This is a genomic window from Pseudoalteromonas shioyasakiensis (genome assembly GCF_019134595.1).
In the GTDB taxonomy this organism is placed as follows: domain Bacteria; phylum Pseudomonadota; class Gammaproteobacteria; order Enterobacterales; family Alteromonadaceae; genus Pseudoalteromonas; species Pseudoalteromonas shioyasakiensis_A.
In genome coordinates this window covers 412,377-426,614 of record NZ_CP077770.1, presented here as the reverse complement: position 1 = coordinate 426,614, position 14,238 = coordinate 412,377, and the positions used below count along the sequence as shown (strand labels likewise).

Here is a 14,238-nt window from a genome sequence, read left to right as displayed (position 1 = left end):
TACGCCTAGCCAATAAGGTAAGATTGTTTTTTTACGTGACTCAAGGGACGAAGATGATCAACCCAGCAAAACTTGAAGAAATCGCTAAGCAAATTACTGACAACATGCCGCAAGGCGTGAAAAACCTTGCCGAAACAGTGGAAGGCAAAACAAAGCAAGCTATTCAAAACAAACTTGCTGAGATGGACTTTGTAAGCCGTGATGAGTTTGATATTCAAAGCCAAGTACTTATTCGTACTCGTGAAAAACTCACTGAGCTTGAAGAGAAAGTTGCATTACTCGAGCAGCAACTTGCTAGCAAACAAGACGAACAATAAAAAAAGGAGAGCGAATTAGCTCTCCTTTTTTCTAACTAGCTAGTTTTAGCTTTTTTCTGCCACGCGTTCAAATACACGCTTAACGGCGATACCGTAGGTATCACTAGCTTCTTCAGCACAGGTCACTACCGACTCTAGATCATTAAGATGACCATTTGCTAAGCCATACACCCAACCATGAATTGTTAACTCTTGGCCTTTCGCCCAAGCATCTTGCACAATGTTAGTACGGCACACGTTACGTACTTGTTCAATAACGTTTAGTTCGATTAAGCTATTTAAACGCTCTTGCTCAGGTAATGCATTGAGTTGTTCGATGTGTTTTTCTTTTACATCACCTACGTGGCGAAGCCAGTTATCAATTAAGCCAAAACGCGCTTCGTTTAATACTGCTTGAACACCACCACAGCCATAATGACCAACGACCATGATGTGCTTCACTTTCAGTACTTCAACAGCGTATTGCATTACCGAAAGACAGTTATGGTCGGTATGCACAACGACATTTGCTACGTTACGGTGAACAAATAACTCACCCGGTAACAAGTCTACGATTTCGTTTGCAGGTACACGCGAGTCAGAACAACCGATCCACAGGTACTCTGGATTTTGCTGCATTGATAGAATTTTAAAAAACTCAGGATCATTTTCACTCGTACGCGCTGCCCAACGTTTATTATTCTCGAATAAATTTTTTAACTTTCTCATTGCGCCTCTTTACGGTATTTAATAATTAGCTTGGATCAAGATATTCCTTGGTGTCAGCTGCTTTTCGCAAAACGTACTAACCGTTACTTGATACCCTTGTTGTTGCAAATATAAAGCACGATCGAGCACGAGCCAAACTTCAATTGCCCTTCTGAACACATGTCGGACGAGTTCAACTCGCTCAGTAACCCTTTTGCGCTTTTTACCTATCTCTAAAAACTCATTGTAATCAACATCTTTCGGTAAATGTAATGATTTTTTCTCCGCTGCCCACAAACAAAATGAGCTAAACGAATCAGAGAAGATCGCTTTGTTCACTGATGGCACACTCACATAGTGCATTTCACCGGTCAGTGATTTACGTAACGCATCAAATCCAAGACGCCATTCAACTTCTGTTTTTCTTACCTTATCAACTCGGCTCGGTGCTGTTACCGTTTCTTGCAGAGCCAGTTTTAAATCGCGATGGGTAAGCGCAAGTTGGCTTTGCTTGGCAGGCTCGCTCATTGCTTGATAGGCGTTATCTGTGAATAAATGATAACAGCATGGTGAAAAGCTGATTTGCTGGGTTTTCGCTTTGCTTGCTTGCTGCATAAATGTTTGATGTAAACGACCACAGGCATGCAAAGCAACTGCATGCTGCTGGCTTTCAAAAAAGCCATCAGTGTCATCAGTTAATACATCAGCTTGAGAAAACTGCATCGCCAATTGCTGTTGTGTCGCACTGTATTGACCTTGGTCGCACAAGTGTTGTTGCAGCTCAATGCTATGCACACGAGGCGCACCATTGAATGCCAACATGCGACCTAAATGCCCTTTACCTGCACACCATTCTAAAACGGGCTGGTTTAATGACTGCTGACTAATCGCCGCGACAAAGTCTTGTAGTTGCTCAAATTTACGGCCTTTAATGCCATTACTTATCCAAAACGGAAATTCATTACGAGTAGCACTTATCGCTGGCAACTCACACAGTTCAGCCAGCTTTTCGATGTGTTTGATTTCATCAGCAAAATAACGATATAAAGCCTGCTGATCGGCATCAAGTTCACTCACTTGTTGGTCATCAAGCGCCCATAATAAGTTGGCTAATTCAGGCCAAGGAAGATCATCAAAATCAAATGCGGTACATTGCCAGTATTGGCGAGTTGAAAATAGCAGTGCATCTAAGGCAGCAAAGTGCTCGGCAAGTGTCATAACTACTTAGCGACAAGAAATAAAAAGCAGTATAACAGATTTATCTTATTTAACGTCGGTTACTGCTGATCAAGCGAATGTACAATGGCACACAGGCAATACTTAAGATGATGGCAAGGATCAGCATCCACGATAGTTCAATGCCTTCTGTTTGCTGTTGATTATACATAAAGCCATCAAAAGCTTGATCAAACTCATCCTGTTCTAAGCCATATAAATCTGCAATCAAGCGCCATTTTGCCATCGACATATTGCCTAGATTAATTCCCGGAGGTTGGATGTAGCTTTTTAAAACATGCGCTTCATAAGCCAGCTCTTGCACACTTTTATGTGTAGCATAGTGCTGCTTGGTTACATCGATACTTTCTTCTAAGTGCAATAAGGCATAACGCCACCCTTTTAAGCTGGCACGATAAAAGCGCTCAACAACCTCTGGCTTTTTCGTTAAAAGCTGCTCAGAGGTATATAAAATATCGCCATACACATTCAAACCAAACTTTTGCGGGCAAATGAGCCGGTGACCTACTCCTTGTAATGTCATCGTGTAAGGCTCATTGGTGACATAAACTTGCACCGCATCTAAATCACCGGCAAGCCACTCTTTAACGCCGCCTTCATGGCTAGCTGCCATCAAGCTTTCTAGGCTCAATCCTGCACGCTGTAACATAACCAGTAATTCAGCATTTTCTATTGAACCGATCTTGCTAAGTTTTTTACTAACAAAGTCTCTGGGCTGAAAAATATCTGAGTTATTTTTTACCATCCAGCAGTAAGGCGAAAACTGCAGTATGGCTCCAAGGGCAACAACTGGTGCGCCTTGCTGGCGCTTTTGTAATATGCCTGAGTGAGTAATGGCAAAGTCGGCTTTACCGCTTAGTACTTTAGAGAAGGTATCTGGGTGATTTGGATCAGCAGGAATTATAGAGACATCAAGGCCAGCTTGCTTATAAAAGCCTTTTTCAGCAGCCATATAATAGCCTGCAAATTGAAACTGGTGAGTCCATTTTAATTGTAAGCTAACTTTATCAGCGCACAGTGCGCTCATAGAAAGCATTAAACAGATTAACCCTAGTAGGCTTTTTATACCTTGCACGCATCATCCTTGCTTGAAACCGTGCATTAACTATAGGAAAAATAGAGGAAAAATCAAGACTGCTAATGAACAGTCCTGATTATATTAAGCTACTGATTTGCCGCTTTAACTTCGCTAAGTTCTTGACCTTGGCTGGTTAAGAACTGGGTGAAACATGGGTTGTTCGTTTCATCTTGAACGTTGTATCCCAAGCGGTTCAAATGCTCATTGAATACCTCATAATCACTCGGTTCAATAGCAAAGGCCGCCAGCACATTACCAATTGCCCCACCATGATTGCGGTAATGGAATAAAGTAATATTCCAATTACTACCAAGAGTATCTAAGAATCGCGCCAGTGCGCCTGGGTATTCAGGAAACTCAAAGCGCAGTAAACGCTCATGAAGTTGAGCTGGCGCTTTACCACCCACCATATAACGAATATGCAATTTAGCCAGCTCGTTATCTGATAGATCGCAAAACGTGTAGTCGTTTTCTGTCAGTGCCGCTTTTAATTCATCGAGCTCTTGTTGCCCTTGTCTTAATGCAATACCAACAAAAATTTGTGCTTCGCCAGGGCCTGCATAACGGTAATTAAACTCAGTAATAGCCCTGCCACCTAATGAGTTACAAAACTGCTTAAAGCTGCCCTTCTCTTCTTTAATGGTCACAGCAAGCAGTGCTTCGTTCTTTTCACCAAGTGCCGTTCGCTCTGCAACATAACGTAAGCGGTCAAAGTTTAAGTTTGCACCCGATAAAATCGCAGCTACGTTTAAGCCTTTAACACCATTTTGTTGGCACCACTTTTTAAGGCCCGCTGTTGATAGCGCCCCTGAAGGCTCCGCTATAGCACGAGTCGAAACAAAGATATCTTGCATTGCGGCGCAGATTTCGTCGCCCGTTACAGTGACCACTTCATCACAAAACTTTTGCGCTAAACGAAATGTTTCTGTGCCGATAACTTTTACGGCTACACCATCTGCAAAGCTACCAACACGGTCAAGCTCAACGGGCTTGCCTGCTTCAAGCGCTGCTTTTAGGCAAGCACTCTCATCAGCTTCAACACCAATGACTTTGATATCAGGACGTAACGACTTAATGTACACCGCCATGCCTGCTAGCAAACCACCACCGCCAACAGGAATAAAAACAGCATCAAGGTCATTCAATTGCTGCATTAATTCACGGGCAACGGTACCTTGGCCAACAATCACATCAGGATCATCAAACGGTGGCACAAACACCCCGTTACGCTGCTCTGTCAGCTCTAAAGCATGGGCTTTTGCCGCATCAAAATGATGGCCGTGTAATACCACTTCACCACCGAGTGAACGTACTGCATTCACTTTAATTTCAGGTGTGGTGACTGGCATCACAATCGTAGCTTTATGGCCTAAAAATGAAGCACTGAGTGCAACGCCTTGTGCATGGTTACCCGCTGAGGCTGTGATCACATCAGAACCTTTTGGCAACTTGCTCAGTTTATGAAATGCACCACGAAGCTTAAATGAATAAACCGGTTGTTGGTCTTCACGCTTTAACCACACATGGTTGCCTAGCCGTGCACTAAGATCAGCCATTTCGCTGACCTCAGTGACTTTTGCAAGGGGCTCCATGTTCGCTTGGATAATAGCGCGAAAGTAATCGAGCTCTTGAGAAACCATAATTAACTAAGCTCCTCAAGTTTTGCTAAATCGCGAACAGCTCCTTTGTCTGCACTGGTTGCAAGTAATGCATAGGCTTTAAGTGCAGATGAAACATAGCGGTCACGATCAAGTGGTTTATAAGCATCTTTACCGCGTGCTAGTTGCTTTTGTTTACGCGCTTCAAGCTCTTCACCTGACAGCGCTAAGGTAATTTCACGGGTTGCGATATCAATGACTATTTTATCGCCATTTTCAACATAAGCGATTGCACCACCGCTTGCTGCTTCTGGTGAAACGTGACCAATTGATAAACCCGATGTACCACCCGAGAAACGACCATCGGTGATAAGTGCACACTTTTCACCTAAGCCCATTGATTTTAAGTAACTCGTTGGATAAAGCATTTCTTGCATGCCAGGGCCGCCTTTTGGCCCTTCGTAGCGAATAACAACAACATCACCCGCTTTTACTTCGCCGTTAAGAATGCCTTCAACCGAATCATCTTGTGATTCGTATACAACCGCAGGGCCTTCAAAGTGCAGCATTTCTTCAACTACACCGGCACTTTTAACAATACAGCCATCAAGGGCTAAGTTCCCTGAAAGTACAGCTAAGCCACCATCTTGACGAAAGGCATTTTCAACACTGCGAATACAGCCGTTTTCACGGTCATTATCAAGTTCTGGCCAGCGGCACTCTTGGCTCATTGCTTTTGTAGTGCGGATACCGGCAGGGCCTGCTTTATAGAATTTTTGCGCCACTTCATTATTAGGATCGGTGGCATCCCATTTAGTCACCATTTCAGCCATAGTATGACCTGCCACGTGATCAACCGATAAATCGACAAGGCCTGCCTTACCTAACTCACGGATAATTGCCATCATGCCACCAGCACGATGTACATCTTCAATGTGATATTTATTGGTTGCGGGTGCCACTTTACAAAGGAAAGGAGTTTTACGAGAAAGCTCATCGATGTGCGACATATCAAAATCAACACCCGCTTCTTGCGCTGCAGCTAATAAGTGTAAAACCGTATTTGATGAACCACCCATGGCAATATCAACCACCATTGCATTCATAAAGGCAGTGCGATTAGCAATCGCACGTGGTAATACTGCTGCATTATCTTTTTGATAATACTCACGGCATAAATCAACAATGCGCGCACCTGCTTCAACATAAAGCTGTTTACGATCTTTATGTGTAGCAAGTGTGGTACCGTTACCCGGCAGTGCTAAACCAATCGCTTCTAATAAACAGTTCATCGAGTTAGCAGTAAACATACCTGAGCATGAACCACAAGTAGGACAGGCAGAGCGCTCAACTTTTTCAGAGTCTTCATCGCTTACTGAAGTATCAGCGCCTTTCACCATGGCATCCACTAAATCAAGTTTAATGTCGATATCAGCAAGGCGTGTTTTACCCGCTTCCATTGGACCACCTGATACGAAAATAACCGGAATATTTAAACGCAGCGCTGCCAGCATCATTCCTGGGGTGATTTTGTCACAGTTAGAAATACAGATCATGGCATCGGCACAGTGAGCATTAACCATGTATTCCACTGAGTCAGCAATTAAGTCACGCGATGGGAGTGAATACAGCATGCCGCCGTGACCCATTGCGATACCATCGTCGATTGCAATGGTATTAAATTCTTTTGGTACACCACCCGCTTCAGTGATGGTTTCGGCCATTAGCTCACTGAGTTGATTAAGATGAACATGACCCGGTACAAACTGAGTGTACGAGTTAACAACAGCGATAATTGGCTTACCGAAGTCTTTATCTGTCATCCCTGTTGCACGCCATAAAGCACGCGCCCCTGCACGTTTGCGACCTTCTGTTGTTGTTGCACTTCTTAATTTAGCCATAATTACCTCAGTTGTTGCAGTGGCATGCCACTGACTTCCTCATTCCTAATTTATTTCTCACTAAAGCATCAATCTGATTGCTCTAGTTACCTGTTGATTTTTTTACTAGATTGCTTGTTGTTGAAATTGGTTTTCAACATTGACGTGTTTAACATCAACCAATTTATTTAACTGTGATGTTAGTAGATAAATTGGCTTATCGCTGTCTACCGTCATAGTGACGTGAAACGCTTCGTCAGCCATTTCTAAATTCATGGTTGTTAGGTCAAAGCCGCGATGACGTGCAACGCGTAAAAAGCGCTCTACAGCGACACTTTGATTCTTAAGTGCAATCGTTAGGGTGTGTTTCATTTTACTGTCTCCGTCATCATTTCATCATTGGCAGCACCCGGTGGTACAAGCGGCCATACATTTTCTTTATCATCTATACAGGCATGCAGAATGTATGGGCCTTCACTATTTACTAACGCATCAACCGCAGCATCGACTTCATCTGCTTTAGTGATGGTTTGACCTGGAATGCCAAACACCGCTGCTAACTGCACAAAATCAGGATTATCTGAAAGGTTTGTTTCAGAATAACGACCTTCAAAAAATAGCTGCTGCCATTGACGTACCATGCCTAAGCGCTGGTTATCTAGGATTAGAATTTTAACTGGCAGGTTGTTACGACGAATTGTTGCCAGTTCTTGAATGTTCATCATGATTGAGCCATCACCCGACACCGTGATCACAAAGTCATTTGGGCGAGCAACTTGGGCGCCGATAGCGGCCGGAAGACCAAAACCCATTGTCCCCGCACCACCACTACTTAAATGATTACTTGGGTGGCTAAACTTCATGTGCTGTGCCACCCACATTTGGTGCTGACCCACATCACAGCAAACGACGCCAGTTGATGGCATTTTTTGACTTAGCTGGTTTAATAAATAAGGGGCAAATACTTTCTCGCCCGGATAGTCATAACGCCATGCATGCTCTTTCATCATGCTTTCGATATGCGTTAGCCACTCATCAGGAGCTACGAAGCAATCAAGTTGCGGTAATGACGTTTTTAAATCTGCGACTAATGATGCTTTTGCTGGCTTTCGCTTACCAATTTCTGCGGCGTCGATATCAAGATGTATCACTTTTGCTTTTGCGGCAAACTTGCTTAAGTTGCCAGTAACACGATCGTCAAAACGGGCACCGATACAAACCAAAACATCACACTCTTGTACTGCTAAGTTAGCTGCTTTACCGCCATGCATACCTAGCATGCCAAGGTCATATTCATAATCAGGTAATACACTGCCTAGCGCTTTTAATGTTGATACTGCTGGCATATGTGTTTTTTCTAAAAACTGCATAAGCTCGTTTTGTGCATCAGCAGCTTGTACACCGCCACCGATATACGCCACAGGGCGCTGCGCTTCACTTAAGATTTGATTGGCTATCGCAACTTGGTTTGCGTCTAATTTTGGTAAATGATCTTCGGCGGCTAACCAAGGGTGGAATGGTACTTGCGCCATTTGGATGTCTTTTGGGATATCAACTAACACAGGACCTGGGCGGCCGCTTTGTGCTAAGTGGATGGCTTCTTGTAGGATTTCGGCTAAATCTTCTGCCCTTTCAACCATGTAACTATGTTTAGTACATGATAACGACATACCTAACACATCCACTTCCTGAAAAGCGTCGGAACCTATCGCTGCGGTAGGTACTTGCCCTGTGATAGCAAGTAATGGCACTGAATCCATCATCGCATCAGCAAGGGCTGTTATTAAGTTAGTCGCACCAGGGCCTGATGTTGCAAAGCACACACCTAACTTACCTGTGCTGCGGGCAAACCCTACTGCTGCAAAACCCGCTCCTTGTTCATGACGCGTCAAATAATGTTTGACTGGCGCACCGTACAAAGCGTCGTAAATAGGCATGATGGCACCACCTGGGTATCCAAAAACATCCTTAACGCCATGTTTGGCTAATAAATCGATTGTTAACTCTGCGCCTGTCATCGTAAATCCTCATTCCTCAGTGACATTGTGTATTTGCTGCAACTTAAACTCTAAAACGAAAAAGCCCCCCGGACTGTTAAGTGCGGGGGGCTTTTTTAAATGCTTTAACTTTCTCTAAGCACTAACAAGCCCCCGCGGTAATAATAATCACCACGACGTTAATTAGAATTAGAGAAAGTTTGTTTGTAAGCATTTATCTATAACCAAATTCTGTTCATTTGTAGCGGATATCTAGCCATCCCGCTGCCTTTTTCTATTAGTACCGCGCGGGGGCCTGTAAGTCAACATAAAAATCAATTCAAAAAATAGGCTAAAAAGCAAAATTAAAGAAATAAATATTCAACAAATAACCAAAAATAGATTTATATTTCATTATATTCAAAAAATTGAAATTTCACACCTCGTTATTTGCCATTCTATGATTGATTAATTTTTAGCAATTAGATGTGATTTTTCTGCTTTGAACCGATTTAATTTAACGCATCAAAGAAAAATTAGTTTAGTATTGAAAAAACCACGTTATGAAAAGGAAAGTTATGAAATTCGTCCAGCGTATAAATGCCCTGTTTTTTATGGTGCTACTGCTTGGTTTTAGCCAATATGCACTCGCAGAGCCGGGGTTATGGAAAGTAGAAAAAAACGGTGTTGCTTCTTATTTATTCGGTACCGTGCATGTGGGTGACAACAGCATGAAAGGCTTACCAAGTAAGGTAACAAAAGCACTCGATAACTCAGATAAAGTCATTGTTGAGGTGGATATCAGCGCCATTTCACCGATGGAAATGCAGCGTCGCTCATTACCATTTATGATGCTGAAAAATGGCAAAACATTACAATCAGAATTATCACCTGAAAACTATGCAAAACTGCAAAAGTACTTTGCTGATAAATCAATTGATATTGCGATGTTTAAGAACTTAGCACCGTGGGCGGTGATGGTCACCATGATGCAAATGGAGTTCCAAAGCGTCGGTTTTTCAGATCAATACGGCATCGACAAGCAAGTACTTGCTTACGCTCAAGAACATAAAATATCTATTGGTGAGCTAGAAACTCTTGAACGCCAAATGGAAATGTTTGAGCATTTAGCAATTATGAATGACAAGATGATCGAAGAAACATTCGAGCAACTTGCAGATGTAGACACCTACTTTTTTGGTCTTATTAAGGCTTGGAAATCAGGTGATATGAAAACACTTACACAGTTTTACAATGAAAGCTTTGATGACTCTCAGTATGGTCAACTAAGCGAGCAAGTGATGTTGATAGACCGTAACAATGACTGGGTTAATCAACTATCTACTCGCATCGGTAAAGAAAAGCTGTTCATTGCAGTGGGCGCTTTACACTTACCAGAGCAACACGGTTTATTGAAGCAATTAACAGATAAGGGTTTTAAAGTTACCCGTATCTAAATGATTTCAATCGTTTAAAAAGCGCCTTATGGCGCTTTTTTTGTGAAATCTGCCATCTCTAAATAATTGTTGATACCGGCTATTTTGTCACTCGCGTGGTGATTAACATACACCACGGTGCTAGTGCCTGCAGCGCAGATTTTTTCTATTAGTAATAACACCCGTTGCCTATTCGCTTCATCGAGGCCTAAGCAAGGCTCATCAAGGATCAATAAGTTAGGGTGTTTAACCATAGCCCGAGCAATCAACAATAAACGCTGATCACCAAAAGACAGCTGGCTAAATGAACTGCTTTGTTTGTCACTTAAACCTAATAACGCTAACCACTTTTTGGCAATGGCAAGTTGCTTATCGGTGGCTTTTTGGTAAAGACCAATGCTGTCATAAAAGCCCGAAACAACCGTATTGAGCGCGGTTATACTCACTCGATAATCCATATGTAGCGCGTTAGAAATATAACCAATGTGTTGTTTAATTTGCCAAATACTCTCACCGCTTCCACGCTGGTAGCCAAACACCTTGATATCGTTGTTGTAACACTGCGGGTTATCGCCAGTGATAAGGTTCAGCAAACAGGTTTTACCTGAGCCATTTTTACCTGTTAACTGCCAATGTTCGCCTTGGTTAATTTGCCAGTTGAGTTTTTCAAATACAGCCTCGCCGCCATAACTCACTGCTGCGTTATTGAGTTTTACCAGCATAGAATCTGTGAGCGGAGGCGCTTGATGGTCAATATCTGCCTCTGGTATTTGTAACTGGGTATGAGTGAGATGCAACAGCTTTAGTAAATCATCGCGCTGCTCGGCTGTAGGCTTTGCTAATTGCTCTGTGACATGACCCTCTTTAACATAGGCGTAGTGATCAACAAAATCAGGGATCTCAGTTAAGCGATTGAGCACAAAAATAAGGGTCGTTGTTTTACTAAGCTCTGCGAGTAGCTGGTTAAGCCCAGCTATTGCTGTGACGTCTAAGCCATCAAAAGGCTCATCAAGCACTAGTAAATCTGGTCGACCTATTATGGCTTGAATCAGCATCAGTTTGCGGGTTTCACCGGTCGATAAATCGCGAAATGCCTTGCTAAGTTTATCACTAAAATCAAATAGGCTTATTAACTGCTGTAGCAAATCACTATCAAGCTGTTGCTCGTCTCGACCTGCAATAATTAACTCATAAACCGTACTCGAAGGCGTAACACCATCAATAATATCATCTTGATCTTTTGTTAGCTCAGCCGCAAGGAGTTGCTTTTGGCTGTCTGGCGAAACCAATGCAATACGCTCAAAGCTATTTTCATACTGGCCTTTTTCTATTTTCGCAAAACCGGCAATGGCAGCTGCCACGGCCGATTTTCCCGCCCCATTCGCACCAAGTAAAACCCATTGCTTCAATGGCGATACATTGATATTGAGATCATCTAAATAATAAACGTCATTGCCCTGCCCCTTTAGGCTGGCTCGAACATTAACCAACTGCACTTGTTGCACTTTGAATCCTCATTCTAAGTTACCGTTAGCTTGACGTTACCGCATTCGATAAAAAATTAAAAATCGTTTAAACCTTTTTTGAACACAGCTGCGACTAAGGTATAAAAGGTCATCAACAGGAAAAAGACAATGAAAAAATTACTTTGTGTAGCAGCAATTGGCTTAGCACTAACAACAACATACGCAATGGCAAAAGACTCACGTGAACTAAATCACAACTTCGCAGTGAATGGCGCAAGCCAGCTTGATATTGATTTTCCGGTGGGCAGCTTAGAGGTCGAAAGCTATGACGGTAGCGAAGTCGTCGTTACGGTTCGCATTGAACCAAAAAATGACAATAGCTGGTTCAGCTCTGATGTTGATTTATCAGATATCGAATTAAGCCACTCGCAAAGTGCCAGCTCACTTAGCTTAAAATTAGATAACGATGATATTCAACAAAACTGGCATGTAAAAATGCCTAAATCGATGGCAATTGATGTTGAACTTGGTGTTGGCGATATTGAAATTAACGACGCAAGTAATTCAGTTGAGATTGAGCTTGGTGTGGGCGCGGTAAGAATTGATAGCGCGCTTGATGACTACAAACGTATCGAGCTTGATACAGGTGTCGGCGACACTAAAATTCGCGGCTTAAAAAATGACGGTAACACTAGCCGTAAAGTGGTTAGCTCGCATTCAAGCTATCGTGGCAATGGCCAATACGATATCGAAGTCGAAGTGGGTGTTGGCGACATTAAAGTAACGAACTAATTTAACGCTTTGGTTATCCCTGTGAGCTCTCAGTAAATAAAATGCTGAGAGCTTTTTGCACTGAATCTAAAGAGATCGGTTTATATACGTGCAAGTTTGCTCCAAGCTCATATACTCGTTGCAAATCTTCATTCGATGTATTGGCGGTCACCACCAAAATTGGCACTTGTTGCCCCTGCTCATTACGAATAATATCAATCGCTTTAAAGCCATCCATAACTGGCATATTTAAATCCATAAAAATTAAATCGTAATGCTTATCTGAGGCTTTATCTGTGGCAATTAAGCCATTTTCAGCCACATCAAAGCTGTAATTTAAATGGCTAACCATGCGCCCTAAAATGGTGGCGTTTAGCGGGTTATCTTCCACAATTAAGCAGTGTAAAGCTTTCGGCAGCGGCGCTGGCATTGCTGATTTAGGCGTGCTCTCTAGCTCTAAATTAATTAATACTTTCACACCTTGTGGCTCAGCATTGAGAAATTGGATTTCTCCTTTTAATGCTTTAACAATGTGCATAACCCTAAGCAGCCCCGTTTTTAAGCCTTGAAAATGTTGCTCTGAGTCATTTTCGTAGCTAAGTAAATCTGTCGGCGGCTTTTCAAAGCCTTTACCGTTATCTTGTATTTCCATTACAAAGTGCTGCTCACCTTGGCACGCAGCAGTTACGGCAATACGGCCTTGGCTTGGAGTAAATTTAACGGCATTGTTAATGATTTCAGCAACAATTTGCGTCAACCTTGCGTGGTCAGTACTCACCTCTTTATTGAGTGACTCAGCTAAGTTCACGCTCAAGGTAATACCTTTATCGTTACAGGCATATTCATAGGGTGAGATAGCTTGCTTTAATGTTGATAACAAATTGCTGCTAGTGAAACTTAACTGCCATTCTCCCGAGGTTAGCTGCTGTAAGTCCATTAATTCGTCTAGCATAGCCACCAGCCTGTTAACGCAATAAAGCGCCTGCTGTTTAGTCAGCTGCTGACTGTCGCTGATATCGAGCGCTTCGATTGATGCGGTTAAACCTTGCAATGGTGTTCTAAATTCATGACTGGTACGGGCTATAAAACGCTCTTTATTTTTATTAACACGCTCAGCAAACTCTTTTTTTTCTTTGTATTTAGCAATATTTTTAGTGACCAGTTTCTCCATGGGTTTAAAAATGAAAAATAACTCAATGGCTAATAACACCATGGCGATAAGCCAAAACAATAACTCTAAAACCGCCAAAAATGTGACTTTTTGAACTGATTTTTGCTCGAGTAATTTAACCGCTTGGTCTAGCTTTGTGAGTAGTGCTTCAAGCTGATTGCTAACAAATGTTGAGCGGTCCACATAGGCAAAATTATCGGTATTGTTTAATAGCTGCTGCGCTTTACTCACATAGCGCTTCACGTGCTCATCTAATGCGGTAGGAGGCAAGAAGTAATGGGCCTCAAGCGCCTCATTTAAATAAATATAGTGACCTTGCTCATCCTGCTGAATTAAAAATTGATGCCCTGCAATAAATTGCTCAACGGCTTGTTCCAGTAGTCTTCGGTGTTGCTGTTGGAAATGTTCGGATTCATGGTAAATGAGTGCATTGCCGTACAAGGCTATTTTTTGTGACAGCATGCGTTGCTTACCGGCAATGTTGATAACTTTGGCGTCACCCTTTTGGATATACAAAAGGCTCTGTATCAAGATGGCTGATACAGAGATCAATATGGCAATCGCCAATAACCCCCAGCGATATCGTTTTCGGATATCTGTGACTAGCTGCAACATGCTTTAC

Annotated in this window: 12 protein-coding genes; 3 read left to right on the top strand and 9 right to left on the bottom strand. The window is 42.5% G+C overall.

What is annotated here, in order from left to right:
• Nucleotides 1–53: 53 nt before the first annotated feature.
• A complete protein-coding gene (ubiK, locus tag KQP93_RS02010) occupies nucleotides 54–317 on the top strand; it encodes a ubiquinone biosynthesis accessory factor UbiK (protein WP_054561163.1) in 264 nt (87 codons plus the stop codon).
• Nucleotides 318–362: 45 nt separating this feature from the next.
• On the opposite strand, the gene can is transcribed toward ubiK, so the two are convergent.
• From can to ilvG, 7 genes are all read right to left on the bottom strand, one after another.
• Complete coding sequence (gene can, locus KQP93_RS02005; RefSeq protein ID WP_054561164.1) at nucleotides 363–1,025, bottom strand: carbonate dehydratase; 663 nt, start codon at nucleotides 1,023–1,025, stop codon at nucleotides 363–365.
• Nucleotides 1,026–1,043: 18 nt separating this feature from the next.
• Nucleotides 1,044–2,222, bottom strand: a complete 1,179-nt coding sequence (locus tag KQP93_RS02000; RefSeq protein WP_217875638.1) for a methyltransferase — start codon at nucleotides 2,220–2,222, stop codon at nucleotides 1,044–1,046.
• Between the two features lie 49 nt (nucleotides 2,223–2,271).
• Entirely contained in the window at nucleotides 2,272–3,276 is a 1,005-nt protein-coding gene (locus KQP93_RS01995) for an ABC transporter substrate-binding protein (protein ID WP_217876724.1), read from the bottom strand.
• Between the two features lie 128 nt (nucleotides 3,277–3,404).
• Nucleotides 3,405–4,958 (bottom strand): threonine ammonia-lyase, biosynthetic, encoded by a 1,554-nt coding sequence (gene ilvA, locus KQP93_RS01990; protein ID WP_217875637.1) that lies wholly within the window; start codon nucleotides 4,956–4,958, stop codon nucleotides 3,405–3,407.
• A 2-nt stretch (nucleotides 4,959–4,960) separates the two neighbouring features.
• A complete protein-coding gene (gene ilvD, locus KQP93_RS01985) occupies nucleotides 4,961–6,817 on the bottom strand; it encodes a dihydroxy-acid dehydratase (RefSeq protein WP_217875636.1) in 1,857 nt (618 codons plus the stop codon).
• Between the two features lie 105 nt (nucleotides 6,818–6,922).
• A complete protein-coding gene (gene ilvM, locus KQP93_RS01980) occupies nucleotides 6,923–7,168 on the bottom strand; it encodes an acetolactate synthase 2 small subunit (protein ID WP_054554110.1) in 246 nt (81 codons plus the stop codon).
• A complete protein-coding gene (ilvG, locus tag KQP93_RS01975; protein ID WP_217875635.1) occupies nucleotides 7,165–8,814 on the bottom strand; it encodes an acetolactate synthase 2 catalytic subunit in 1,650 nt (549 codons plus the stop codon). The genes ilvM and ilvG overlap by 4 nt, the downstream gene beginning before the upstream one ends.
• Nucleotides 8,815–9,350: 536 nt before the next feature.
• Between ilvG and KQP93_RS01970 the strand changes: the two genes are divergently transcribed.
• Nucleotides 9,351–10,229, top strand: a complete 879-nt coding sequence (locus tag KQP93_RS01970; protein WP_217875634.1) for a TraB/GumN family protein — start codon at nucleotides 9,351–9,353, stop codon at nucleotides 10,227–10,229.
• Nucleotides 10,230–10,255: 26 nt separating this feature from the next.
• On the opposite strand, the gene modF is transcribed toward KQP93_RS01970, so the two are convergent.
• Nucleotides 10,256–11,713, bottom strand: coding sequence for a molybdate ABC transporter ATP-binding protein ModF (modF, locus tag KQP93_RS01965; RefSeq protein ID WP_217875633.1), 1,458 nt, complete (start codon nucleotides 11,711–11,713; stop codon nucleotides 10,256–10,258).
• A 129-nt stretch (nucleotides 11,714–11,842) separates the two neighbouring features.
• On the opposite strand from modF, the gene KQP93_RS01960 reads away from it, so the two are divergent.
• Nucleotides 11,843–12,466: a hypothetical protein gene (locus KQP93_RS01960; protein ID WP_217875632.1), complete on the top strand. Its 624-nt coding sequence runs from the start codon at nucleotides 11,843–11,845 to the stop codon at nucleotides 12,464–12,466.
• Between the two features lie 13 nt (nucleotides 12,467–12,479).
• Here KQP93_RS01960 and KQP93_RS01955 read toward each other — a convergent pair whose 3' ends face one another.
• On the bottom strand, nucleotides 12,480–14,231 hold the full coding sequence (locus KQP93_RS01955; RefSeq protein WP_217875631.1) for a response regulator: 1,752 nt from the start codon (nucleotides 14,229–14,231) through the stop codon (nucleotides 12,480–12,482).
• Between the last annotated feature and the right edge of the window lie 7 nt (nucleotides 14,232–14,238).

Bases quoted from the DNA above. Each gene is read 5' to 3' on its own strand.
- ilvG (WP_217875635.1), bottom strand. From the start codon at position 8,814: ATGACAGGCGCAGAGTTAACAATCGATTTATTAGCCAAACATGGCGTT.
- KQP93_RS01995 (WP_217876724.1), bottom strand. From the start codon at position 3,276: ATGCTTTCTATGAGCGCACTGTGCGCTGATAAAGTTAGCTTACAATTA.
- ilvM (WP_054554110.1), bottom strand. From the start codon at position 7,168: ATGAAACACACCCTAACGATTGCACTTAAGAATCAAAGTGTCGCTGTA.
- ilvA (WP_217875637.1), bottom strand. From the start codon at position 4,958: ATGGTTTCTCAAGAGCTCGATTACTTTCGCGCTATTATCCAAGCGAAC.
- ilvD (WP_217875636.1), bottom strand. From the start codon at position 6,817: ATGGCTAAATTAAGAAGTGCAACAACAACAGAAGGTCGCAAACGTGCA.
- KQP93_RS01960 (WP_217875632.1), top strand. From the start codon at position 11,843: ATGAAAAAATTACTTTGTGTAGCAGCAATTGGCTTAGCACTAACAACA.
- KQP93_RS01955 (WP_217875631.1), bottom strand. From the start codon at position 14,231: ATGTTGCAGCTAGTCACAGATATCCGAAAACGATATCGCTGGGGGTTA.
- KQP93_RS02000 (WP_217875638.1), bottom strand. From the start codon at position 2,222: ATGACACTTGCCGAGCACTTTGCTGCCTTAGATGCACTGCTATTTTCA.
- can (WP_054561164.1), bottom strand. From the start codon at position 1,025: ATGAGAAAGTTAAAAAATTTATTCGAGAATAATAAACGTTGGGCAGCG.
- ubiK (WP_054561163.1), top strand. From the start codon at position 54: ATGATCAACCCAGCAAAACTTGAAGAAATCGCTAAGCAAATTACTGAC.
- KQP93_RS01970 (WP_217875634.1), top strand. From the start codon at position 9,351: ATGAAATTCGTCCAGCGTATAAATGCCCTGTTTTTTATGGTGCTACTG.